This window comes from Ichthyenterobacterium magnum (assembly GCF_003610635.1).
In the GTDB taxonomy this organism is placed as follows: domain Bacteria; phylum Bacteroidota; class Bacteroidia; order Flavobacteriales; family Flavobacteriaceae; genus Ichthyenterobacterium; species Ichthyenterobacterium magnum.
Genome location: NZ_RAQJ01000001.1, coordinates 1,138,906 through 1,163,985 on the forward strand (window position 1 = coordinate 1,138,906; position 25,080 = coordinate 1,163,985).

A 25,080-nucleotide genomic window follows, 5' to 3' on the forward strand; every position below is an offset into this window, starting at 1 on the left:
AGTTGCCCAAAGGTAAACAAAATCATGATGTTATATACATTGAAAACACTTTATAAGTCTGCTCTAAATAAACTTATAAATTTAAAGTAATTATTACGCTTTTGGTTTTTTAGTCACTAAATACACGCCTAAAAAGATAAGGCACATCGCTGCAATTTTTATTGGACTTACAGCATCTATTCCCATAATAATAGCAAAAACTCCTGCAATTACGGGTTGTAAATAAATAAACACACCAACAGTAGATGCTTTAAGAGAACGCAATGCTAAAGGATTTAGCATATAAGTTCCAAATGTTGCTCCAACAACCACAAAGGCAACAGAAAACCAAATATATGGTGTAAATGTTTGCCATTCTATTTGCGTAGTTTCTGTATAGGCAAATGGAAGCACCAAAAAGAAACCAAACAAAAACAGCCATTTAATAAATGTAAATGGATGATATTTTGCTGTTAGCTTTTTTATAATAATAATATAAATACTATAAGAAATTGCATTTATAAAAATAAACAGATTGCCTAAAGGCACATTATCTCCAACACGTATAGACTTACCTAAAACGGTTAGTAAGATTCCTCCAGAAAAACCTAAAAACACACCTAGTATTTTTAGTCGTGTAATCTTTTCTTTTAAAAAGAAAGAAGAAAAAATTAATATTAATATTGGTGTTATTGTTACAATTACTGAGGCATGTATTGGCGTAGTTAATTCTAACCCTTTTAAAAACAGCAACATATTTATGGCAACACCAAATACTGCTGCTAGTAAAAATGTTAGATAATCTTTTTTATCAATTTTTTCCTTTTTAAAGAAGATTCCTAAAAGCCAAAACAGAACCATGGCTCCACCAACTCGTAATAAAACAAATGCGAAAGGTTTTACATAGTTTTCGTTTATTACAATTTTAGCAAAAGTGTAATTTAAACCATATAATAATTGAACTAGAAATAATGCTATAAGTGCAAACTTGCGACTATTCATGTATAAATTGTTTTGCTGCCTCAACAGTTTTTGCACTATTACCAATAAAAATAGTATCGTTATACACTATAACTGGCCTACTTAAAAATGTGTAATGCTCTAAAATGTAGTGTTTATAATCTTTTTCGGTTAAGTTTTGATCTTTTAGTCCCATCTCTTTATAAAGCTTGGCTCTTTTGCTAAACAAAGCTTCATAACTGCCTGCTAATTTCTGTAACGCTTCAATTTGTTTTACAGTAATTTCTTCTGTTTTAATATCTTGAAAACTAACATCTTTTGGTAATTCAAGAGATTTTATAATTCTTATACATGTACTACATGTTTTAAGATAGTATATTTTTTTCATCGCTTTTTTATATTAAAAACCCTGTTGAGTTTAATGATGCAAAGTAAATTCATTTAAATATAAAATGTATACTTTTAATTAAAATAAAGTAAGATCTTTGTTTCAAACAATTAAAGCTATCTAAATCATTATGGATTATTATGCTATTGCATCTATACTTATTGTGTTTTCAGCACTTTTTGGATATATAAATGTTAAGTTTTTAAAGCTTCCAATTACAATAGGCTTAATGCTAATTACTATTGTTTTTACAATTGTAATTCTTGTTATTGGTCAGTTTGATGATACATTATTATTAAGAGAAAAAGCTCTTATTTCTCAAATAGATTTTAAAACAGTTTTATTAGATATTATGTTAAGTTTCTTGCTCTTTGCAGGAGCACTACACACCAATTTTAATCAACTAAAAATACAACGAGGACCCGTTTTAGTTTTTGCTACTTTAGGTGTTTTAACTTCTACTGTTTTAGTAGGGATTATTATGTATTATCTATTGCCTCTATTAGGTTTAAATGTAGACTTTATATACTGTTTACTTTTTGGCGCATTAATATCGCCTACAGACCCAATAGCAGTTTTAGGAATACTTAAAAAAGCAAATGCACCTAAAAAACTTGAAACTAAAATTGTTGGAGAATCGTTGTTCAATGATGGTGTTGGCGTTGTTGTGTTTTTAACTATTTTTTCTATAGCTGCATCTCCAAATGCTTCAATAGAATTTTCTGAAATTGGTAAATTATTTGCTCAAGAAGTTGTTGGAGGGCTTGCTCTAGGTCTTGTTCTAGGCTGGATTACTTATAGAATGCTTAAATCTATAGATAATTATGAAGTAGAAGTTATTATAACCATAGCAGCAGTAATGGGCGGAACATTATTAGCGCATCAATGGCATTTATCTGCTCCATTAGCTATGGTTGCCGCTGGTTTAATTGTAGGTAATGATACTGTTAGAAATACAGCAATGTCTGAAATTACAGAAACTTATGTAGATAAGTTTTGGGAACTCCTAGATGTCTTACTTAATACTATTTTGTTTGTAATGATCGGTATGGAAATGCTAATCTTAACTTTTGATCTTAATTATGTATTGGCTGGTGTAATTGCTGTGCCTTTAGTTTTATTATGTAGATATGTATCCTTATGGTTACCAATAAAGTTTTATGCTAAAAAATTAGAGTTTGTTCCAAACACCAATTTAATTATGACTTGGGGAGGATTGCGAGGTGGCATCTCAATTGCACTCGCGCTGAGTTTAACTCAAGATATGCATCGTGAGTTATTTTTAGTAGTCACTTATGTGATTGTGGTTTTCTCAATAATTGGACAAGGACTAACAGTTGAGCCAATTATTAAGCGTTTGTCAAAAAATGCAGATTAATACCTTTTTATAGCTTGTTCTATTTCATCATATGGAATAGTAAATTCAGTAATACCTTGTGTATATGATGCTATTTCGTAAGCATTATAAAGTATGATAACGCCTTCGTCATTAAAGCCTATAGATTCTGGTAACTTAAAGTTTCCTTCAAAAAAGATATTTTCAATAGATTCATTTTCAATTTCAGCTTTTAAAAAATTAGAAACAATGTTTGAAAACACTTCTTCATCTTTAATAATAGCTTTTTTATGAAGTTGCACCCCATTATTGGCATCAAAATTTAAAAACTTAATATAACTATTGCCATGAGCTCCACCTGTATCTAAGTATGAATTTATAGCAATACATATTAGCTCTGGAGATTGATAAGTCACTTCACCATCTATCATAGCTTCCCATTGTTGTGATGAGTCTGGGAATTCATTTTTAAAATCTATATACTCTTGATTAAACTTTTTAATGGCATCATCAATTGAAACCTCAACTAAAGAATCTTCAGTCATATTGGTTTGATTTACAATATAATTTTCAATCTTTTTATTAATAAGGTTTGCTATATCTTTTGAGCCTTCGGCCTTTGGGTAGTTTATGTCAATAACAGCGTTTTCTGTTAATGAAATATTTTGTTCCTTAAAATTTAAAGTAACTTCTTTCTTGCACGAAATAGAAGTTGAAATTATTAGTAAAAGAATTATAATTTTTTTCATTAACGGAAACTTTTTATTAAACATTCAATAAAGGTATTATATCCATCTGAATAGAACGAATTAAAGATTAAATTTGTTATATGAAATTTAATACAAAAACAATTCATGGAGGACAAGAGCATGATCCAGCTTATGGTTCTGTTATGCCTCCAATATATCAAACATCAACTTACGCGCAAACAACTCCAGGAGGACATAAAGGCTATGAGTATTCTAGAACCCATAATCCAACACGTAATGCATTAGAAAAATCGTTTGCTAGTATAGAAAATGGAAGTCATGGTTTAGCTTTTGGTTCAGGTTTAGCAGCAATAGATGCTGTTATAAAGCTTTTACAACCAGGAGACGAAGTTATTTCTACTAATGATTTATATGGTGGAACGTATCGTTTGTTTACTTCAATATTTGAAAAGTTTGGAATAAAATTCCACTTTATAGGCATGAATAATGCTTCAAATATCGAAAGCTATATAACTAAAAACACTAAGTTAATTTGGGTTGAAACACCAACCAATCCAATGATGAATATTATAGACATTAAAGCAACATCATCAATTGCAAAGAAGTATAATGTTTTATTAGCTGTAGATAATACGTTTGCAACACCTTATTTACAACGTCCTTTAGATTTAGGAGCAGATATTGTAATGCATTCTGCAACAAAATACCTTGGCGGACATAGCGATGTAGTTATGGGAGCTTTAATTGTAAAAGATAAAAGTTTAGCAGAACGCTTATACTATATACAAAATGCAAGTGGAGCGGTATGTGGACCACAAGACAGTTTTTTAGTTTTAAGAGGTATAAAAACGTTACATATTAGAATGCAGCGCCATTGTGAAAATGGTAAAGCAGTAGCTGAATATTTAGCGAGTCACCCTAAAATTGAAAAGGTCTATTGGCCAGGATTTAAAAATCACCCAAACCATAAGATTGCTAAAGAACAAATGGATGATTTTGGAGGTATGGTTTCATTTACTACAAAAGGAAACAACTACCAAGAAGCTATAAACATAGTTGAAAACCTTAAGGTTTTTACTTTAGCAGAGTCTTTAGGAGGTGTTGAGTCTTTAGCCGGTCATCCAGCAAGTATGACACATGCAAGCATACCAAAAGCAGAACGCGAAAAAACAGGCGTTGTAGATTCTTTAATTAGGTTAAGTGTTGGTATTGAGGATGTAGGTGATTTAATTGAAGACTTAAAACAAGCTATTTAAAGCGGTTTTATATTAACGGATACCAATTATGTTAGCTAATTATTTCAATAATTAATCTAAATAATAAATGTAACCAAAATTTAACCAGACAAGCCAATCGTTAGCTTTATTTGATTTAAGATTATGGTCTAAGCCATCAACTTTATTATTAAAATAGTATTGCCACCTAAGATCTAACATTAAATCAGACAAAGGCGTTAATTTATAACGAGTACCTATGCTTGCAACTGTAGACCAAGTTGTACCGCTTTCGTTAAACAAAAAAGGGTCCTCATTTGGATTTGGTACTGCAGCATCTCCCCAAAATGAATAAAAATTATTTATATTATTAATATTACCATCACCATAAGTTGTGGCTACTTTTGGGTTGTATGATGTGTAGTGCACACCAAGGCTTATAAAAGGGGCAAAAGAATAACTAAAAGCCTGAAACGAACGAATGCTTTTAGGAAAAAACTCTATTTGCATTCCAATATCAAAATTTTGAGCTTCGCCAGAATGTGCTCTAAGTTTATCTGCATCAGAGCTTGTTCTAGAAGCATCAACCCATTTACCAAAATGGTTTAGTTTGGTTTTGTTCCAAGAAATTTCTGATCTTAATTTAAAATGATCATTAAAATAAGTGTCTGTTGAGTAACAATTACAATCTGCCCTGTAAGCAAAGTTTATATAGTGAACAAGACCAACACCTAATCCAGTATTTCCAGCATTTGTTTCAAAATCTTTACGAACACCAAAATCTGATTGAAATGCAACAGGACCAACTATTACTCCAATTTCGTGAGAAAACCCAAGTTGAGAAAACCCGTTTGACATACCTATAATAAAAAGGAAGATAAAGGCTAAACGTTTAAAATTAAGCGTCATATGGTTCTATTTAATTGAGGGCATAGTTATTAACAAATATATAAAAACTGCATCAACTACCAAATAAAAGCACAAGAGGTTAGATTTTGTTTTATTTAAATTATAGTTTATAACAATATCAGCATTCATTTAAAATTTCGAGAATTGCAAAAAAATAATTCAGAGTTTTTAAAGATAATGTATCTTTGCAATTTAAAATTAACATTGATTATTAATACATTAATAAATGAAAAATAAAATTGAAGCTTTTTTAAATCTAGTTAAAGAAAGAAATGGCAACGAACCTGAGTTTATGCAAGCTGTACATGAGGTTGCAGAAACAGTAATCCCATTTATTGAGGATAACCCAAAGTATCAAGGAAAAATGTTATTAGAGCGTATGGTTGAGCCAGAACGCACAATTATTTTTAGAGTACCTTGGATTGATGATAATGGTAATACACAGGTTAATAGAGGCTTTAGAGTAGAGTTTAATTCAGCTATTGGACCTTATAAAGGAGGATTACGTTTTCATCCATCAGTTAATTTAAGTATTCTTAAGTTTTTAGGATTTGAGCAAGTTTTCAAAAACTCACTTACAACATTACCAATGGGAGGAGGAAAAGGAGGTTCAGACTTTAACCCTAAAGGAAAGAGTGATAATGAAGTTATGCGTTTTTGTCAATCGTTTATGTCGGAGTTATTTCGTCATATAGGAGCTAATACAGATGTCCCAGCAGGAGATATTGGTGTAGGAGGAAGAGAAATAGGGTATTTATTTGGTCAATATAAAAGATTGCAAAATGAATTTGTTGGTGTATTAACAGGAAAAGGAATGACTTATGGAGGTTCTTTAATTCGTCCAGAAGCAACCGGTTATGGGACCGTTTATTTTGCTAAAAATATGTTAGCAACAAAAGGAGATTCTTTTAAAGGTAAAACGGTAGTTGTATCTGGTTCTGGAAATGTAGCTCAGTTTGCTTGTCAAAAAGCTACTGAGTTAGGAGGAAAAGTTGTAACAATGTCTGATTCTTCAGGTTTTATTCATGATAAAGATGGTATTGATGCTGAAAAATTAGCATTTATTATGAATCTTAAAAATGTAAAACGAGGTCGTATTAGTGAGTATGTAGATACATATTCTTCAGCTACATTTCATAAAGGTGAAAGACCTTGGTCTGTAAATTGTGATATTGCTTTACCATGTGCAACTCAAAATGAATTGAATGCAGATGAAGCAAACACATTAATTAATAATAATGTAATTGCAGTAGCAGAAGGTGCAAATATGCCAACAACTCCAGAGGCTATTGAAGCTTTTCAAAGCGCAAAAGTATTGTTTTCGCCAGGTAAAGCATCAAATGCAGGAGGTGTTGCTACTTCTGGATTAGAAATGAGTCAAAACTCATTACGTCTTAATTGGACTAGAGAAGAAGTAGATGCTAAATTAAATAGAATTATGGATGACATTCATGAGTCTTGTGTAACTTATGGGACTAACAAAGATGGCTATGTAGATTACGTTAAAGGTGCAAATATTGCAGGATTTGTAAAAGTTGCAGACGCTATGCTAGCACAAGGTGTAGTATAACTTTTAAATAACTAAAAAACAAAAAAGCTTTCAGTAAACTTACTGAAAGCTTTTTTTATTTACTCTTATCTATATTATTATAGATAAAAAGTCGTTAGTAATAAATATATTTGACACGTAATAGAATTACTATGTTTAAACAAACAATACTTGCTGTTTTTCTACTAATTTCAATTAGCAGTTTTTCTCAAGATTTTTCGAATTTATGGGAAGGCTATTTTTCATACTTTAATGTAAAAGATGTTACAGAAGGAAATGATAAAGTTTACGCAGCAGCAGAAAATGCAATATTTAGTTATGATTTATTAACCAATGAATTAGAAACAATAACTACAATAGAAGGATTGTCTGGGAGAATAATACAAACCATAGAGTATAGCGAAGAATTTCAATTATTAATGATTGGCTATGATAATGGCTTAATTGAAATATATTTTGAATCTAATTCAGAGATTTTATCTGTAGTAGATATTTTAGAGAAAGAATCAATTTCTCCAGGACTTAAAGGAATAAATCATTTTAATGAATATAATGGACTAGTTTATATTTCTACAGATTATGGTATTTCTGCTTATGATTTAAACCGCTTGGAGTTTGGCGATACTTATTTTATAGGCAATGGAGGTACTCAAATAAAAGTAAATCAGACAACCATATTAAATAATGAAATATATGCAGCATGTAGTAACAATGGAGGCGTAAGAAAAGCACTATTAGATATGGGTGATTTAATAGATTATCAACAGTGGCAAGGATTAACTGTTGGTGGAGACTATGTGTCTATTCAAAGAGTTGAAGATAAAGTGTATACAGTAAGATCCAATAAAGCACTTTTTGAAGTTTTAAATAATAATTTAAACCAGTTATTTGTTTACACAGATTTACCTATTGATACTAGAAAGGTGAATACTAATCTAGTAATCACTACAGAAAATGATGTTTTTGTTTATGATGAGAATTTTAACCTGATTGAGAATGCTTCGGTTAATAGCGAATTTGATACTCAATTTACTACAGCTACAATTGTAGATAGTCAGGTTTATATTGGCACAATAAGTTTAGGCATTTTACAAACCCATATATCAAACACAAATGAATATATATCTATAAAACCTGACGGCCCAACAAGTAATACTGCATTTAAAATACAATCTGGAATTAATGATTTATGGGTAACATATGGCGATTATACAGAGTTTTTCAATTCATTTCCATTAAGACAAAGAGGATTAAGTTATTTAAGTGAAGAGCAATGGAATAATATCCCTTTTGATAGTTTATTAACTGCAAGAAACTTAGTAGATATAGCAATTAATCCATTTAACCCTAATCAAGTATTTATAAGCTCATTTAAAGATGGGATATTGGAGATGAACAATGGAGAAGCTACAATACTATATAACCAAGATAACAGTGGTTTAGAATCACTGTTTAACCCTAATTTCCCTAATTTTATTGGGATAAGACAAAGTGCGTCACAGTTTGATGCTAGTGGAGTTATGTGGACATTAACCAGTAAAGTAAAAAAGCCATTAAAATCATATGACCCCAATTCTGGGCAATGGCAAGCATTTAGCTTTGAAGAGATTATTCCTAATGAGTTTGATGAATTAGGATTTGGTGATTTAGCACTCGATGCTAATGGAAATAAATGGATAGCTTCCTATTCAAATGGCGTTATAGGTTATAGTAGTACAGGAGAAATAAAAAAACTATTCTCAGAAGAACAAAATATGCCATCTAGTGTAGTTAAGTCTGTTGCTATAGACGATAGAAATCAGTTATGGATTGGTACATTTAAAGGCTTAAGAGTGTTGTATAATACGTCTAACTTTTTTGATGACCCAGACCCAACTGCAAGCACAATAGTGATTTTAGATGACGGTATTCCTACAGAGTTATTGTCAAATCAATTTATAACAGATATAAAAGTTGATGGATCAAATAATAAATGGGTAGGAACTTTAGATTCAGGAATATTTTACTTTTCACCAGATGGACAAGAAACAATTTATCATTTTACAACATCAAACTCACCTTTACCTTCAAATAGTATAACAGATATTTCTATTGATCCTGGTAATGGTCGCGTATATATATCAACAAGCAGAGGTTTAGTTTCATTTTCTTCTGGCGGAACAAAGCCTGAAGAAGAATTAGAAAATGCATACGTTTACCCTAACCCTGTAAGACCAGAATATAATATTTTAGGCTCTAATGATTTAAATAATATTAATAACGGAATTAAAATTAAAGGCTTAACAGAAAACGTAAATATTAAAATTACTGATATTGAAGGCAATCTTGTTACAGAAGCACAATCTAGAGTGAATTTAAGATCATCAAAAGCTAATTATAATTTTGCCATTGATGGTGGAACAGCTATTTGGAATGGGAAAAACCTAGGAAATAACATTGTAGCTTCTGGAGTCTATTTAGTATTAATATCAGACCTAGATTCATTTGAAACTAAGGTGCTAAAACTACTTATAGTAAGGTAATTTTTTTGCATAAAAATAATGTTAATAAAAACCAATGCAATTGTTCTTTCAAAAATAAAATATCGTGATAACGATTTAATAGTAAAATGTTATACCGAAAAAAAAGGTGTAGTTAGTTATTTGTTAAGAGGTGTTTTAAAAAGTAAAAAAAGGAACTCCAAAATAGCTCACTTTCAGTTATTGTCGCAACTCCATATAGAGGAAAACCGCAAGGCAAACCATTCACTTCAAACTATTAAAGAATCTAGGTTGGCATATGTGTACAAAAGCGCATATACAAGTGTTTTTAAAAGTGCTATAATTATGTTTTTGGCTGAAGTGCTTTCAAATACATTAAAAGAAGAAGAACAAAACGAACAATTGTACAACTACCTTAAAACCACATTGCAATGGTTTGATTATCAAGATGAATTTTCGAATTTTCATTTGCTGTTTTTGCTAAACCTAACAAAACACCTTGGGTTTTACCCTAATACTTTAGAAAAAAACAAACCTTATTTTAATATAAGTAATGGGTTATTTGAACCAAAAAAAGAAGGGGTTTATTCTATTTCTGGCAATAATTTAGCTACCCTTAAACAGTTGTTAGGCATGAAATTTGATAGACTACATACTATTAAATTAAGTTCAAAACAAAGGCAATCATTTTTAAGCATGATATTACTGTATTTTGAATTACATTTGGGGGATTTTAAAAAACCAAAATCATTACAAATTTTAAATCAAGTTTTTAATTAGTTTCTATGAAGTTTAATCTTGTAATAGGTCTATGCTTTTTGTTTAGTACCACATTGTTTTCTCAACAAATTAAAGTTTTAGAGCAAAATACACAAGTACCAATTCCTGGAGTTACAATATATAATGTTAAAAAAGATAAAACAATAATTACCAATTTAGATGGCAAAGCTTCATTAGATTTATTTTCTGATAATGAAACCCTACATTTTCAACATAGCTTATACAATCGTAAATCATTTAAAAAATCTAAAATAGCCAATAAAGAGTATGTGGTGTATCTAGATTTTAAGGTAGAAGATTTAGACCAAGTCGTTGTTTCTGCTTCAAAGTTCAAGCAAAGTAAACGAGACATTCCGCAAAGAATAGTAAATATTAGCTCTAAAGACATCCAGTTTTCTAACCCACAAACAAGTGCAGATTTACTTGAAAGTACAGGAAACGTATACATACAAAAAAGCCAATTAGGTGGAGGAAGCCCAATGATTAGAGGTTTTTCTACTAACAGACTTTTAATAGCAGTTGATGGCGTACGTATGAATAATGCTATATTTAGAGGCGGAAATTTGCAAAATGTAATATCTATCGACCCTTTTGCAATTAAAAACACCGAAATTACTTTAGGAGCCGGATCTGTAGTATATGGGAGTGATGCTATTGGCGGTGTTATGAGTTTTTATACACAAAAACCACAATTATCGTATAAAGACTCTTTATATTTTAATGCCAATGTTATTACCAGATATGCAACGGCAAACAAAGAAAAAGCAGGTCATATTGATTTTAATTTTGGGTTTAAAAAATGGGCTTTTTTGAGTAGCCTTAGTTATACAGATTTCGATGATTTAAGAATGGGAAGTCATGGCCCAGATGATTATTTGAGGTTAGAATATGTGCAAACTATAAACGGAATAGATACGACTGCGCCAAATAATAACCCTTTAGTGCAGCAACCAACAGGTTATAATCAAATCAACCTAATACAAAAAATAAGATTCGAACCAAAAGATAATTTAAGCTTTGACTTAGGGTTATACTACTCTACAACATCAGATTATGCTAGGTACGATAGATTGATAAGATACCGTAATGATATGCTACGTTCTGCAGAATGGAATTATGGACCACAACGTTGGGTTATGGGTAATTTTCAAGTTACTAAATTAAGCAGCAGTTCTAATGTCTATGATAAAATTCAAGCCACAGTTGCATATCAAAATTTTCAAGAAAGTAGAATGGATAGAGATTTTCAGTCACCAATAAGAAATGTTCGAGAAGAAGCTGTTGATGCATTGTCATTAAATGTAGATTTCGAAAAACAATTAACACCCAAAACAGAACTTTTTTATGGCGTCGAGTACGTATATAACAAAGTAAATTCTGAGGGTTTTGAAACAAATATCACAACAAATACAACAACTCAAGCAGTATCAAGGTATCCTAATGGGTCAGACTGGCAATCTATGGCTGCTTACTCAAGCATAAAATTTAAACCCAATTCAAAGTTTATATTTCAGTCTGGCTTACGTTATAATCATATTGTAGCTCATGCCGATTTTACTGAGAACAATCAATTTTTAAACCTTCCGTTTAATACTACAACGGTCGATGCGGGTGCTTTAACAGGAACCGCAGGAATAAGTTGGATTCCTAATAAAACGATGCAATGGAAATTAAACGCCTCTACTGCATTTAGAGCTCCAAATATAGATGATATAGGAAAAGTATTTGATTCTGAACCCGGATCAGTTGTTGTACCAAATAAAGATCTAAAACCTGAGTATGCTTATGGAGGTGAGCTAGGATTAAAACTAAATTTTGATGACACTTTTATTGTTGATATGGCAACATATTATACCTTTTTAGACAATGCTTTGGTAAGAAGAGACTTTACTCTAAATGGAGAAACAGAAATCATGTATGATGGAGAGTTAAGTAATATTCAAGCAATCCAAAATGCATCAAAATCTTGGATTTATGGTTTTGAACTTGGTGTTGAATTAAAGCTAACAAATCAAATTAAATTAACTTCTCAATATAATATTATTGGCGGAACAGAAGAAGATAATGGTATTGAAGTTCCTGTGAGACATATAGCACCAAATTTTGGCAACACACATTTAGCTTGGCAAAATGAAAAATTTTTAATTGATGCTTTTGCAGAGTATAATAATGAGTTATCTTTTAATCAACTTTCACCATCTGTAGCAAGTTACTTGTTTGCTCAAGATAAAAATGGAAATCCGTATTCGCCTTCTTGGTATACTTTAAATTTGAGAGCACAATACAAAATCTCTAAAGCAGCAACATGTATTGCTAGTTTAGAGAATATAACAGATCAGCGTTATAAAACATATTCTTCAGGAATAGCTGCAGCTGGAAGAAATTTAATACTGTCTTTAAAGTATAGCTTATAGTCTTTTAATAACATGAGTGACAATTCCCCATACGTGAAAATTATTTTCATCGGTTACTAATATAGGATCATAAGCTGGATTTTCTGGCTGAAGATAAATGCCTTCTGTAGTTACTTTTAATCGCTTTACTGTAAACTCACCATCAATAAAACAGACAGCAATTTTATTGTTTTCTGGATTTAAGCTTTTATCTACAACTAGTAAATCACCATCATCTAAGCCAGCACCAATCATCGATTGCCCACTAACTTTTGCATAAAATGTAGCTTCTTTGTTTTTTACGAGTGTTCTATCTAAGCTAATTTTAAACTCTTTAAAATCGTCTGCAGGAGAAGGAAAACCCGCCGAAATACCTGTTTGTGCTAATGTAATTTCTAAAGATTGTGTTTCATCTGGAGTATAAAACTCTAAGGTGTTTTTTGGAGTTAAAAATTTTAGTGACATTTTACAGTAAGTATTTCGTTAATATTTGTTGTATATCTGGGTGATAATCGTTCTTGACGCATTTTCCAGGTGCGTTTTAAATCTTGATTACCTAATTTTATTTTATAAGCTTCATATTTTTCATTTAATACATCAATAGTTTGCATTAAAGATTTATGTTTTGGATTTTCATGCTGAAATAAATCGAGTTGATGATTATCTGTATCTACCAAACCAGAAACAATAACACCAGCACGTTTGTATTTGACACCTGATTTAAAAATTGAAGATACAGCTTTTACAGCACAATCACTTATAATTAAAGATGAATTTGTAGGATAAGGCAAGCTTACAACACGACTTGTTCTATGTTGCGGAGAATTCTTTTTGTGTCTATTACTACTTAGTAAAACAATAATAACATGACAGCTAGATTTTTGTTTACGCAGTTTTTCGGCACAACTAGTTGCAAAAGTAGATACACGCTCTTTTATATTGTTTAAATCTGAATAGGTATACTCAAAGCTTCGAGTTGTAGCAATAGAGCGTTTAGGCTCTCTGTAATCTAGGGCTAAAGTAGAAATGCCTTCTAAGTCTTTTTTTAGACGCCATTCTGTAATTGATAAATTTTTACGAACCCATTCATCTGATAACTGTGTAAAATCATAAGCTGTTTTGCATTGCTTTATTTTTAAACGTTTTTGTAAACCGCGTCCAATGCCCCAAACAGATTCAATTTTTGTCCATTTTAAAGCTTTTAGTCGTTTGCCTTCAGAATCTATAACATAAACACCTTTTGTTTCTTTTGGAAACTTCCTTGCTATTTTATTAGCTACTTTAGATAAAGCTTTGGTTGGAGCAATACCAACACAGGTTGGAATTCCTGTCCATTTTAAAACACGTTGTCTTATCTCATTACCATAATTGTTTAGATTATAGTTTTCAAACCCTTTAAATTCTAAAAAAGCTTCATCAATACTGTATACCTCTACATCTGGAGTAAACTGCTCTAAAATAGACATAACACGACTACTTAAATCACCGTATAACGGATAGTTTGATGAGAAAACACGAATGTTATTTTCTTTAAAAAACGATTCGTATTTAAACGCAGGAGCTCCCATTGGTAAACCCAAAGCTTTGGCTTCATCACTACGCGAAATAACACAACCATCGTTATTAGATAAAATAGCAATGGGTTTTCTATTTAATTGTGGTTGAAAAACGCGTTCGCAAGAGGCATAAAAATTATTACAATCTACAAGTGCAAACATGTGTATAAAGTTAGCTTAAAATTGAGAAATAAATATAGTTTTCTATAAATGTGGTGTGTTAAAATTTTATTTTGTTCATAGGTTATAAATTGTAACTTTGAAACAACCCAAACACATTAATAATTATGTTAGATAATTTCTTGTCAAACCTACAAGATGGCATGTATCACGTGCTCAATATAAATGCTTACGACCATATTTTATTTTTAGTTGTAATTGCAATTCCTTATGTATTTAAAGATTGGAAACGCGTATTATTATTAGTTACCGTTTTTACTTTAGGACATACCTTAGCATTGGCATTAGCAACATACGATGTAATAAGCATTAATAGAAAATGGATTGCGTTTTTAATCCCAATAGCCATTTTAATTATAGCATTATTTAATGTGTTTACTGCAGGAAAAAAATCTCAGCAAAATACAATAGGCATCCTCTTTTTTGTAAGCTTATTTCTAGGGTTATTACATGGTCTTGGTTTTGTAAATACTTTTGAATCTCTTATTTCTAATTCAGAAAATAAATTAATAGCACTTTTAGAAATGTCGTTAGGTTTAGAAATAGGGCAATTAATTATTGCTTTTATAGTTTTATTTCTAAGCTTTATTTGCCAAACTATTTTTAGGTTTTCTAAACGAGATTGGGTTATGGTACTGTCGGCAATTGTTATTGGTTTTATTTTACCAATGCTAATTAATAGCAACCTGTTCTCTTAAAATATTGTGATTTACTATTAAGTTTTGGTAAAACTTTAACGTTGTTTAAGTTATTAGTTATCAATTACATTTTGAATAATCATTACTTTTGAAGAGTAAAACAAAACAAATTTTAAACTACCTTAGGTTACTATATTTAAATTTAAGTAATGCCAAAAGAAAAACAGTTACGATACGATAAAGCCTATTTAAGGATTGCTAAAGAATGGGGGAAACTTTCTCATTGTAAACGTAAACAAGTAGGTGCTTTAATTGTAAAAGACAGGATGATAATTTCTGATGGTTATAATGGAACGCCAACAGGTTTTGAAAATTATTGTGAAGATGATGAAGGTTATACAAAATGGTATGTTTTGCATGCAGAAGCTAATGCTATTTTAAAAGTAGCAGCTTCAACACAATCTTGTAAAGGCGCTACGCTTTACATAACATTATCTCCATGTAAAGAATGTAGTAAGCTAATTCATCAAGCAGGCTTTGTTAGAGTTGTTTATAATGAAGGTTATAAAGATGATTCTGGTTTACGCTTTTTAGAAAAAGCCGGAATTGAGATAGAATTAATAGAAGATTTAAAAGCATAAATGAACTTTCAAAAAAAACACATACCACTAATTATTGGTGTTGCAATTGCAGCTGGTGTTTTTATTGGAGGCAAATTAAATTTCACAGACACTTCTGATCGTTTATTTACTTCAAACAGTAAAAAAGATAAGCTTAATAGACTAATAGATTATATAGATTACGAATATGTAGATGATATAAATACAGATAGTATTGTTGATGTTACAGTAAATGGTATTTTAGATAATCTCGATCCGCATTCTACATATATCCCAAAAAATGAATTAGAACAGGATAACGAAAAAATGAAAGGGGATTTCGTGGGTATTGGTGTAAGCTTTTATACCTATAAAGATACAGTTACCGTTATAAGACCTGTAGAAGGAGGTCCTAGTGAAAAAGCTGGGATTAGAGGTGGAGACCGTATTATTGTTGCAAACGGTGATTCTATTTTTGGAAGAGAATGGAGCAATGACGCTATTATAAAAAAATTAAAAGGCGAAAAAAATTCTAAAATTAATCTTAAGGTTTATAGAAAAGGCGAAGACAAGCTTTTAGAGTTTAATGTAAAATATGCAGATATCCCAATTAAGAGTGTTGATGCTGCCTATATGTTAACAGAAAACTTAGGTTATATAAAAATAAACCGTTTTGCAGAGTCTACATATAAAGAATTTAAAAAAGCATTAGATAATTTACAAGACCAAGGAGCAACACAGCTAGCATTAGACTTGCGAGATAACCCAGGAGGATTTTTAGGAAAAGCAGAACAAATAGTTGATGAGTTTTTAGAAGACGGTAAACTTATTCTGTTCACGAAAAACAAAAAAGGTAAAATAGAAAATAGCTATGCTACACGCCGAGGTGATTTTGAAGAAGGCGATATTTATATTTTAATTAATGAAAACTCGGCTTCGGCAAGTGAGATAATAGCAGGAGCATTACAAGATAATGATAAAGGCACCATTGTGGGCCGTAGAAGTTATGGTAAAGGGTTAGTGCAACGTCAAATGGCATTAGGAGATGGCAGTGCAGTAAGATTAACAGTCGCTAGATATTATACGCCTACAGGACGCTCAATACAACGACCATATGCTAATGGTAAAAATGATGTGTATTATAAAGATTACTATAAACGATTGAGTAATGGTGAGCTTGATAATCCAGAAAGTATGGAGATTGCAGATTCGTTAAAATTTACAACACCAAACGGAAAAGTTGTTTATGGCGGCGGCGGAATTATTCCAGATATTTTTGTGCCATTAGATACAAGTGTTCAAAATGAAACTTTAAATTACATTAAACGTAGAGGCTATGTTAGTAATTTTGTTTTTGAAGAGTTAGATAAGGATCGAACAGTATATGACAACATTTCTAAAACCGATTTCATTAATACTTTTGAAGTAAGTGACGATGTTGTTCTTCGTTTTCAAAAGTATTTAAACTTAAAAGAGCGAACCAATATCACATTTGTTGCATATCATGACCATATGAAACGATTGATAAAATCTGCTTTAGCAGAACAGTTATATGGTGATACTGCCGAAGAGCAAATCCTTAACTCAGGAGATATTATGATTGAAGAAGTGATTGCTTTAAGCAAGAATAAAGCCTACTAAACCTTATCGTGAATTTTGGTATGTTTACCATTATTCCAAAGTGTTAAAATATCTGTAGCAACATGAGCGCCGCTTCCAGATGCTATTGCAAATTGACTTCGCCAGCCAGCTAAAGTACCAGCAACATACAACCCATTTTCTATTAGATGATTATCGTTTTTTAACCAAATACGATTTTTTTCTATTGCAGCTTTTGGGTGAGTTTCAACGTATGCTTCTAAGCCTTTTATCGTTAATAGATTTGTGTAACCAACAGCAATTACAACAAGCTTTGAAGTATATGTGTTTTTATTAGTAATAATAGTAAATTCGTTACTTACTTTTAAAACCTCAGAAACTTTTTCGTTTTCAATCTGTTCTACATGTGGATACAGGTTTTTAAGCTGCTCTTTTCCGCTTTCTAAAATAGATTGTCCAGTTGTTCTAGGAGCTAATCCAAGAACATTGTTAAACAAAGCATTTTGTAAATGTGATGTTTTTTGATGTGTAATAATAGCAATGTTTTTTTTGTTAGCAAAAGGTTTCTGTTTTGCAGATCCTAAAACTAAAGCACAAGATAACCCTGCAGCTCCACCGCCAATAATTAAAACATCAAGCATTATTTTTTGTTTTTTAGTTGTTGTTCAACACGCTTAGAAAGTCTCAATATTTGTAATAAAATAATGGCACAAAGTGAAGCGAATATGGTTATTAAAGCAACAATACTTTCGCCTTCAAAAGGGTTTTTAAAATCTATTTGTGTAGCGTTAAAAATAATTAAGGCTAAAGCAATAAGCGTAAAAATAATAGTAACAAACTTCATGGCTCAAATTTAATAATTATACAAGTAGTGCTTTTATGTTATGCGCAAATAGTTTTACAGCAATAGCCAATAAAATTACACCAAATACTTTACGAATGATGCTTATCCCGTTTTGACCTATAATACGTTCAATTCTTGCAGAAGTTTTTAATACCAGATATATAACAAGTACGTTTAAAACAACAGCAACAATAATATTCTCTATACTAAATTCTGCTCTTAAAGATAACAGTGTTGTTAGACTTCCTGGTCCTGCAATTAACGGAAATGCTAATGGGAAAACAGAAGCTGTCATTGCTGTACTTTCATCATCTTTATATAAGGTAATACCAAGTATCATCTCTAATGCAATAAAAAATAAAATAAATGCACCGGCTACAGCAAAACTATTTACATCTACGCCTATAAGACTTAAAATACTTTGTCCTAAAAACAGAAATAAAATCATAATTACACCAGCTATTAACGCTGCTTTTTCACTTTGTATATGACCTGCTTTTTTGCGTAAATCAATAATAATAGGAATGTTTCCAATAATATCTATTACGGCAAACAAAACCATAAAGGCTGTGAAAATTTCTTTAAAATTAAATTGCATAACAACAAGATTTAAATTTTCCGCAAAAATAGAGGATTATTACTGATTATCAGTATTAAATAAATGTAAAGTTTCTCTATTTTTGCATACTATTTCTTATACTAAGTTGTTGCTTTTAAAAGCATAAATTTTTTGTTTAGATGAAATAGAAAAAGAAAGCATAAAGTTTATTACGGTTTATTTTTATCTTGAAATATAAACGGAAAAGAATGATTTTTATAAATTAATTAGTATAAGAAATAGTAGTCATGTTTCAACTAGGAAAAACCATTGTTTCAGAAGATATTATCGAAAAAGATTTTGTCTGTAATTTATCTGCTTGCAAAGGTGCTTGCTGTATTGATGGTGATGCAGGAGCTCCACTCGATAAAGAAGAAGTGCAAATTCTTGCAGAGATTTATCCTAAAATAAAACCTTTTTTACGCAAAGAAGGCATTGAGGTTATAGAAAAGAAAGGAACTCACATTACTACTGCTTTTGGCGAATTAGAAACACCTTTAATTAATAATGCCGATTGTGCATATGTAATCTTTGATGAAAAAAACACTGCGCTTTGTGCTATTGAAGAAGCTTATAATCAAGGAGAAGTGACATGGAAAAAACCTGTGTCTTGTCATCTTTATCCAATTAGGGTAAAAGACTATTCTGAGTTTTCTGCTGTTAATTATGACAAATGGGAAATTTGTGATGATGCTTGTTCACTTGGAAAGGAATTACAAGTTCCCGTGTATAAGTTTGTAAAAGAAGCGCTCATTAGAAAGTTTGGCGAAGATTGGTTTACAGAATTAGAAAAGGTCGCAGACAAACACATGAAGTAAGTCTTATTTAACGCAATCCATTTAGTATATTTATTGAATATTCATTCTGTATGAGATTCAGTTTTATAATTCTTCTTTTTTTTAGTTCAACTTTTGTCTGTTTCTCACAACAAAATAATAGACTTTACCAAAAAGGGATTGAAGCATATGAAGCCGAAAACTATGCAAAATCTACAGAAAATTTTCAATTAGCTAAACAGCAATTTCAAGATCAGAAACAGTTTTTAAATGCTGTTAATTGCCTAGCATATCTTTCAAAAATTAATAGTCATCAAAGTAATTATAAAGCTTCAGTTAGTGTATGTAATGAAGCATTGCAACTTATAAAAGCTAAACATATTGATAACGATAGCATCTATTCAGAACTGGTTTCAGACAAAGCATTAAGCTTAAAGTTTTTAGGAAGGTTTAAAGACGCTTTTAATACAAATGATTCTTTAATTAAGTATTTAAAATCAAAAGGAAACAAAAGCTACTTAGCAAATGCATACCAAATAAGAAGCCGAATAGAAATAGATTTAGGAGATTATGATAACGCTATCAATTCAGCAAAAAAAGCCTTAATAATTAATAAGGATAAGAGTCAAGTGCGCAAAGCCGCTTTGTACAATATTATTGGTGTTGGATTTTATTTTAAAGACCAACTAGATAGTACATCTTACTACTACAATACATCATACAAAATAAAACAAGAGATAAAGACTGATAATTATCAACTTGCTATAGCAACCTACAATATTGGTATTGTACAAGAAGATTTAGGCGACTATGATAAAGCTATCGCGTTTTATAATAAAGCAGCAGCTTATGATTTATTAGATAGAGGCGAAGATGTTGGTTTTCTCTCAGATATTTATGCCGCGCTTACTAATACCTATTTTAAGAAAAATGACCTTGAAAAAGCAGAAGAATTTGCTGAAAAAGCCTTAAAGATTGTAATAAAAAAACATGGAGAAAATAGCCCAAATACTAGTTTTGTGTATATCGCTTATTCTAATATTTTTGAGTTAAAAGAAGAGTACCAAAAAAGTATTGATTATATAAAAAAAGCACTAGAAATTAGACGAAAAACATATGGAAATAACCATCGTTGGACAGCAGAAAGCTTATTGTCAATCTCTGAAAGTCAATTGGAAATTAAACAATATACTGAAGCAGAGAGAAACTATAAGGAAGCTATAAACATAGCAAAAACAATTAATAATAAACTTATTGAAGCTTATGCCGAAATGGGATTAGGAACCATTTACCTAGAAACTAATAGACATGATTTAGCATTAGAAGTTTTAAAAACATCAAAGCAAAAATTTGTAAATGCATATGGTAATTTTCATGAAACACATTTAAGCGCATTAGTTCTTGAAGCCGAAGCTTATTTTAAGCAAGGAGCGTTAAAGAAGGCATCACAGATTATTGAAACTATTAAAGCAAACGCTACAAAAACCAATCTTTTTTATCGATTAGATGCATTAACTTTAGAATTAGATATAGCACATCAGTATTTTAAAGAAACAGATGATGTAGAACTTCTAAAAAATTGCATGGATAATATTGAACAAGCAAAGCAAATGCTATTTAGTATTAGAAAAGATTATCCTACAAGTAAGTCAAGGATTTATGTAAATAATAGTATGAATACTTTTATAGCAAAGGCTATTGAGGCGTCATATATTTTATACAATAAGACTAACAATTATACTTATGTTGACAAAGGATTTCAATTATCAGAACTTAATAGAAGTAGTGCTTTGGTATCTGGAATACAAAACGTTCGTTTTAAAAAAATGGCAAATATTCCTCAAGATGTCTTGCAAAAAGAGAACAAGTTAAATCATGAGTTAGCAAGGATAAAAAAAGAAATCTATTATGAAGAAAATGCAGATGAACCAGATAATGATTATATGGACAAACTGCTAAGTAGCCAATTAGAATACAGAAAAACATTAGATAGTCTTTTAGTAGAAATTGAAACACAATACCCAAAATATTATCAATTAAAATACAGTGAAAAAGAAATTAGTATTTCAGAATTACAAAACACTATTTTAAAAAATGATGAAACATTGGTTGAATATTTTTTAACGAAAAATCATGTGTATGCTTTTGTTGTATCTCAATCTGAAGTTAGCTTTAAAGTGCTTTCTAAGGTTCAAGAAATCCAATCTGTTTTACAAAACTTTAGAACACGCTTAAACAAAAGAGAAAGTATCACACAACTATCAAACAAACTGTATAATTTATTGTTTAGGGATTTAAACATTAAAACAAAACGATTAATAATTATTCCGGATAAAGAATTAAATCATTTACCATTTGAAGCATTAATGAATGCAAATAAGTTTTTGGTAGAAGATTATATAATTTGCTACTCAGGCTCAGCAAGTTTATTACAAACTCAGCAAGATGATTTCTTCGATTTTAAATTCACTTCTAATTGGAGTGGTTTTGCGCCTAGCTTTAATTTAAATAGCACACTTGTTTCTAACCAAACAGAAATAGAAGCTATTGCCAAATTAATGAAAGGTGATATGTTTTTAGGTGATGAAGCATCAGTTAAAAACTTTAAAGAACAAGCCTTAGATGCTTCAATTTTGCATTTGGCAACTCATGCAGAGATTGACAATGATAATCCATTGTATAGTAAACTAGTGTTTTCAAAAGATTCTGTTTTAACAGCTTCAGATATTTACACGCTACCAATAAATGCAGAATTAGCTGTTTTAAGTGCTTGTGAAACTGGATTTGGAAAAGTAGAAAAAAGCGAAGGTGTTATGAGTATGTCTAGAGCTTTTCAATACGCAGGAGTTAATAGTACTGTAATGAGTTTATGGAAAGTCCCTGACCAAGAAACCGCTAAACTTATGGAGCTGTTTTATAAGCATTTAAAAAAAGGCAATTCTAAAGATGAAGCGCTTAAAAACGCAAAAACCGAATACCTAAAAACAACAGACGATGTTGTTTTAAAGCATCCTTTTTATTGGTCTGGATTTGTGATTTCTGGCGATGTATCAGCAATAGCATCTAATTCTAAATTATGGCTAATTTTATTAGTGTTTTTTGGACTTTTACTATTATTCCTGTCTAGAAAGCAACTAGTCAAGTTGTTTAAGTAACCGTTTTACTTGTTCGTTTTTAAAACCAGAAGATGTATTAAGTGTATTTAAAATACGTTTAGCTTCCTCAATATTATTTAATCTTAAGTGGGCCAAAGCTAAATACCAATTGTTTTTGTCATCAAGACTATCGGTAGTTTTTAAGTTCGCTTTAAAAACTGCAACAGCTTCATTAGTTTTATTGAGCTTTAATAAAGTATTGGCTTTGTAAAAGGCAATGGTTTCGCTGTAATTTTCTTTTAACAACATGTCAAAGTACTCAAGTGCTTCGGTATAATTTTTAGTTTCATAAGCCGTAAAAGCTTTAGTTTTTAAGTCGGTTTTTGTCTCACTTCTTACAATGGGTTGCTCTACATTTCTATAAGCTTCAAAATACTCGGCATATAGTTTTTCATTATCAATAGTTTTATTAAAATACCAGAAACTAGATAACCCTAAAAGCACAACTATTGTAGCAGCTGCAGCTAATTTTTTATAATTAAAAGAAGAGGCGTTTTGTTCTTTTTCAAAAGTTTGTAGTTGTGATTTTATAGCATCACGTTCTTCTTTTTCAATAACAGCTTTTATGTTTTTTTGAAAATTTACTTCTTTAGCAAATTCAGAATCTGTAATCATATAATGGTCAAATTCTTTTTTAGCTTCTTGGGAAAGCTTTTTTGTAAAGTATTGCGCTATTAATTCTTTTTTATCCATAATTAGTTTTTAAAAATCATCGTTTTCAGGGATTTTATACAACGTGATTTTTGGCTTTTTACTACGTCTTTATTTGTATAGTTTAGTTCATTCATAATATCTTCTAAATCAAAACCTCTATAATAAAATAAGGTTAAGACGTCCTTGCATTTCTGACCTAAAGATTTAAATGCTATGTGTAGTTGTTTTTGTTGGTCTGTTAATTCATTTTTAATATTAAATGAAAAGATTTCTTTGTTTTTAATATAATTAGAACTGTCTTCAACTAGACGCATTTTTTTTTGTTGTTTTAGCCTTTCATAAATCATGTACTTACCTATACTAAACAAATACGTTTTTAATTCGCTTTTTAGATTATCAATTTTTCCTTTTATAGCATTTTCTCGCAATGCAATTATGGCATCTTGATATATGTCTATAACATCATCTTCATTTATAGAATATTTTTTTGCAAAACCAATAAAAGCCAATCTGTTGCTTTCATAGATAAGTTTTAGAGCATTTTGATCTCCTTTTTTTAATGCTTCAATAACAGCTTTGTCTGTCATATTAGTGTTGGCTTCTTTTTAAAGTAAACATAGATAGTAAAAATAAATAAAAATGACTAGGCATGTTTACCTTTTAAAAAACAAAACACCAATAAGTAGATTATTAATCAGCTAAACAGAAAATTATGGAATTAAATGAAGACAAATTACACGATTTATTAGGAAAAGTAGTAACAGAAATGGGAGCTGCTGCCAATGGACCACTAGTGACAATTGGAGATAAGCTTGGGTTATATACTACTTTAACAAAATCTGGGCATTTAACTTCCCAAGAATTAGCAACCAAAACAAATACTGCAGAACGCTATGTTAGAGAATGGTTATCTGCTCAAGCAGCTTCAGGATATATAGAATATGATGCTTCAACTCAGAAGTTTTTTATGTCACCAGAACAATCTATGGTTTTTGGAAACAGGCAAAGCCCAGTGTTTATGACAGGAGCTTTTTATGCAATTTCTTCGGTATATCATGATGAGCCTAAAATAGAAAAGGCTTTTAAAACTGGTGAAGGCGTGTCTTGGGGCGATCATAATTCATGTTTGTTTTGCGGAACGGAAAAGTTTTTTAGTCCGTCATATGAAGGGAATTTGATTTCTAGTTGGATTCCTTCATTGGAAGGTGTTGTTGAAAAATTAGAAAAAGGTGCTAAAGTAGCCGATATTGGTTGTGGTCATGCCGCTTCTACAATTATCATGGCTAAAGCGTTTCCTAATTCCTCTTTTATAGGCTTCGATTTTCATGCTGAATCAATTGAGCAAGCTAAGAAGCGAGTTAAAGATGCTGGCTTATCAAATATTTCTTTTCAAGTTTCTACAGCAAAAGATTTTCCAGGAAAAGATTACGACTTCATTACATTTTTTGATTGCTTACACGATATGGGAGATCCAGTTGGTGCTTGTGCACATGCAAAATCAGCTTTAAAATCTGATGGTACGTGTATGATTGTTGAGCCATTTGCAAAAGACACATTAGAAGAAAACTTAAATCCAGTAGGAAGAGCATTTTATGCATTCTCAACAATGCTTTGTACACCATGTTCATTAAATCAAGAGGTAGGATTGGCGTTAGGTGCACAAGCTGGAGAAAAAAGACTTAAGGATGTGATTTTAAACGGTGGATTTTCAAAATTTAAACGCGCAACTGAAACACCTTTTAATTTAATATTAGAAGCGAGACCTTAATCTTGCTATTCAAAA

23 protein-coding genes are annotated in these 25,080 nt (G+C 30.7%); 12 read left to right on the forward strand and 11 right to left on the reverse strand.

From position 1 onward, the window contains the following. Positions 1 to 93: 93 nt before the first annotated feature. Positions 94 to 981, reverse strand: a complete 888-nt coding sequence (locus tag BXY80_RS05390; protein WP_120200171.1) for a DMT family transporter — start codon at positions 979 to 981, stop codon at positions 94 to 96. Beyond that, entirely contained in the window at positions 974 to 1,327 is a 354-nt protein-coding gene (locus BXY80_RS05395; RefSeq protein ID WP_120200172.1) for an arsenate reductase family protein, read from the reverse strand. The genes BXY80_RS05390 and BXY80_RS05395 overlap by 8 nt, the downstream gene beginning before the upstream one ends. 130 nt (positions 1,328 to 1,457) lie before the next feature. On the opposite strand from BXY80_RS05395, the gene BXY80_RS05400 reads away from it, so the two are divergent. Then, a complete protein-coding gene (locus tag BXY80_RS05400; RefSeq protein WP_120200173.1) occupies positions 1,458 to 2,705 on the forward strand; it encodes a cation:proton antiporter in 1,248 nt (415 codons plus the stop codon). On the opposite strand, the gene BXY80_RS05405 is transcribed toward BXY80_RS05400, so the two are convergent. After that, positions 2,702 to 3,412 (reverse strand): DUF3298 and DUF4163 domain-containing protein, encoded by a 711-nt coding sequence (locus BXY80_RS05405; protein ID WP_162843269.1) that lies wholly within the window; start codon positions 3,410 to 3,412, stop codon positions 2,702 to 2,704. The two genes, BXY80_RS05400 and BXY80_RS05405, sit on opposite strands and share 4 nt — an antisense overlap. An 80-nt stretch (positions 3,413 to 3,492) precedes the next feature. Here BXY80_RS05405 and BXY80_RS05410 point away from each other — a divergent pair, with 80 nt between their 5' ends. Beyond that, positions 3,493 to 4,629 carry a cystathionine gamma-synthase gene (locus BXY80_RS05410; RefSeq protein WP_120200175.1) on the forward strand — a complete coding sequence of 379 codons (1,137 nt, stop codon included), beginning with the start codon at positions 3,493 to 3,495 and terminating at the stop codon, positions 4,627 to 4,629. Between the two features lie 51 nt (positions 4,630 to 4,680). Here BXY80_RS05410 and BXY80_RS05415 read toward each other — a convergent pair whose 3' ends face one another. Then, entirely contained in the window at positions 4,681 to 5,496 is an 816-nt protein-coding gene (locus BXY80_RS05415; protein WP_120200176.1) for a THC0290_0291 family protein, read from the reverse strand. Between the two features lie 226 nt (positions 5,497 to 5,722). Between BXY80_RS05415 and gdhA the strand changes: the two genes are divergently transcribed. From gdhA to BXY80_RS05435, 4 genes are all read left to right on the forward strand, one after another. Beyond that, positions 5,723 to 7,066, forward strand: a complete 1,344-nt coding sequence (gene gdhA / locus BXY80_RS05420; RefSeq protein WP_120200177.1) for an NADP-specific glutamate dehydrogenase — start codon at positions 5,723 to 5,725, stop codon at positions 7,064 to 7,066. A gap of 131 nt (positions 7,067 to 7,197) precedes the next feature. Continuing rightward, positions 7,198 to 9,567, forward strand: a complete 2,370-nt coding sequence (gene porZ / locus BXY80_RS05425) for a type IX secretion system anionic LPS delivery protein PorZ (protein ID WP_120200178.1) — start codon at positions 7,198 to 7,200, stop codon at positions 9,565 to 9,567. An 18-nt stretch (positions 9,568 to 9,585) separates the two neighbouring features. Further along, positions 9,586 to 10,305, forward strand: a complete 720-nt coding sequence (gene recO / locus BXY80_RS05430) for a DNA repair protein RecO (protein ID WP_120200179.1) — start codon at positions 9,586 to 9,588, stop codon at positions 10,303 to 10,305. Positions 10,306 to 10,310: 5 nt separating this feature from the next. Continuing rightward, entirely contained in the window at positions 10,311 to 12,719 is a 2,409-nt protein-coding gene (locus BXY80_RS05435) for a TonB-dependent receptor (protein ID WP_120200180.1), read from the forward strand. Here the strand turns inward: BXY80_RS05435 and BXY80_RS05440 are convergent. Together BXY80_RS05440 and BXY80_RS05445 are read right to left on the reverse strand one after the other, a co-directional pair. After that, on the reverse strand, positions 12,714 to 13,163 hold the full coding sequence (locus BXY80_RS05440) for a LexA family protein (RefSeq protein ID WP_120200181.1): 450 nt from the start codon (positions 13,161 to 13,163) through the stop codon (positions 12,714 to 12,716). The genes BXY80_RS05435 and BXY80_RS05440 overlap by 6 nt on opposite strands. Next, on the reverse strand, positions 13,154 to 14,416 hold the full coding sequence (locus BXY80_RS05445) for a Y-family DNA polymerase (RefSeq protein ID WP_120200182.1): 1,263 nt from the start codon (positions 14,414 to 14,416) through the stop codon (positions 13,154 to 13,156). Before BXY80_RS05445 ends, BXY80_RS05440 begins: the two co-directional genes overlap by 10 nt. Before the next feature lie 125 nt (positions 14,417 to 14,541). Between BXY80_RS05445 and BXY80_RS05450 the strand changes: the two genes are divergently transcribed. From BXY80_RS05450 to BXY80_RS05460, 3 genes are all read left to right on the forward strand, one after another. Further along, the gene (locus BXY80_RS05450; protein ID WP_120200183.1) at positions 14,542 to 15,132 is read left to right on the forward strand and encodes a HupE/UreJ family protein; all 591 of its coding nucleotides are present in this window, start codon (positions 14,542 to 14,544) and stop codon (positions 15,130 to 15,132) included. Between the two features lie 149 nt (positions 15,133 to 15,281). Continuing rightward, complete coding sequence (locus BXY80_RS05455) at positions 15,282 to 15,713, forward strand: deoxycytidylate deaminase (protein ID WP_120200184.1); 432 nt, start codon at positions 15,282 to 15,284, stop codon at positions 15,711 to 15,713. Then, positions 15,714 to 17,312, forward strand: coding sequence for a S41 family peptidase (locus BXY80_RS05460; RefSeq protein WP_120200185.1), 1,599 nt, complete (start codon positions 15,714 to 15,716; stop codon positions 17,310 to 17,312). On the opposite strand, the gene BXY80_RS05465 is transcribed toward BXY80_RS05460, so the two are convergent. Genes BXY80_RS05465 through BXY80_RS05475 form a run of 3 tightly spaced genes read right to left on the reverse strand, consistent with a single transcriptional unit; the run spans position 17,309 to position 18,712 of the window. Beyond that, positions 17,309 to 17,911 (reverse strand): FAD-dependent oxidoreductase, encoded by a 603-nt coding sequence (locus tag BXY80_RS05465; RefSeq protein ID WP_211328341.1) that lies wholly within the window; start codon positions 17,909 to 17,911, stop codon positions 17,309 to 17,311. The genes BXY80_RS05460 and BXY80_RS05465 overlap by 4 nt on opposite strands. Then, a complete protein-coding gene (locus BXY80_RS05470) occupies positions 17,911 to 18,114 on the reverse strand; it encodes a hypothetical protein (protein WP_120200187.1) in 204 nt (67 codons plus the stop codon). Before BXY80_RS05470 ends, BXY80_RS05465 begins: the two co-directional genes overlap by 1 nt. Before the next feature lie 16 nt (positions 18,115 to 18,130). Next, positions 18,131 to 18,712 (reverse strand): MarC family protein, encoded by a 582-nt coding sequence (locus BXY80_RS05475; RefSeq protein WP_120200189.1) that lies wholly within the window; start codon positions 18,710 to 18,712, stop codon positions 18,131 to 18,133. A gap of 248 nt (positions 18,713 to 18,960) precedes the next feature. Here BXY80_RS05475 and BXY80_RS05480 point away from each other — a divergent pair, with 248 nt between their 5' ends. After that, a complete protein-coding gene (locus BXY80_RS05480; protein ID WP_120200190.1) occupies positions 18,961 to 19,530 on the forward strand; it encodes a DUF3109 family protein in 570 nt (189 codons plus the stop codon). A 50-nt stretch (positions 19,531 to 19,580) separates the two neighbouring features. Continuing rightward, entirely contained in the window at positions 19,581 to 22,643 is a 3,063-nt protein-coding gene (locus BXY80_RS05485; RefSeq protein WP_120200192.1) for a CHAT domain-containing protein, read from the forward strand. Here the strand turns inward: BXY80_RS05485 and BXY80_RS05490 are convergent. Both BXY80_RS05490 and BXY80_RS05495 read right to left on the reverse strand, forming a co-directional pair. Continuing rightward, positions 22,623 to 23,336 (reverse strand): tetratricopeptide repeat protein, encoded by a 714-nt coding sequence (locus tag BXY80_RS05490; RefSeq protein ID WP_120200193.1) that lies wholly within the window; start codon positions 23,334 to 23,336, stop codon positions 22,623 to 22,625. The two genes, BXY80_RS05485 and BXY80_RS05490, sit on opposite strands and share 21 nt — an antisense overlap. 2 nt (positions 23,337 to 23,338) lie before the next feature. Beyond that, positions 23,339 to 23,884 (reverse strand): RNA polymerase sigma factor, encoded by a 546-nt coding sequence (locus BXY80_RS05495; protein WP_120200194.1) that lies wholly within the window; start codon positions 23,882 to 23,884, stop codon positions 23,339 to 23,341. Between the two features lie 125 nt (positions 23,885 to 24,009). On the opposite strand from BXY80_RS05495, the gene BXY80_RS05500 reads away from it, so the two are divergent. Further along, complete coding sequence (locus tag BXY80_RS05500) at positions 24,010 to 25,065, forward strand: class I SAM-dependent methyltransferase (RefSeq protein ID WP_120200196.1); 1,056 nt, start codon at positions 24,010 to 24,012, stop codon at positions 25,063 to 25,065. The last annotated feature ends 15 nt before the right edge of the window (positions 25,066 to 25,080 follow it).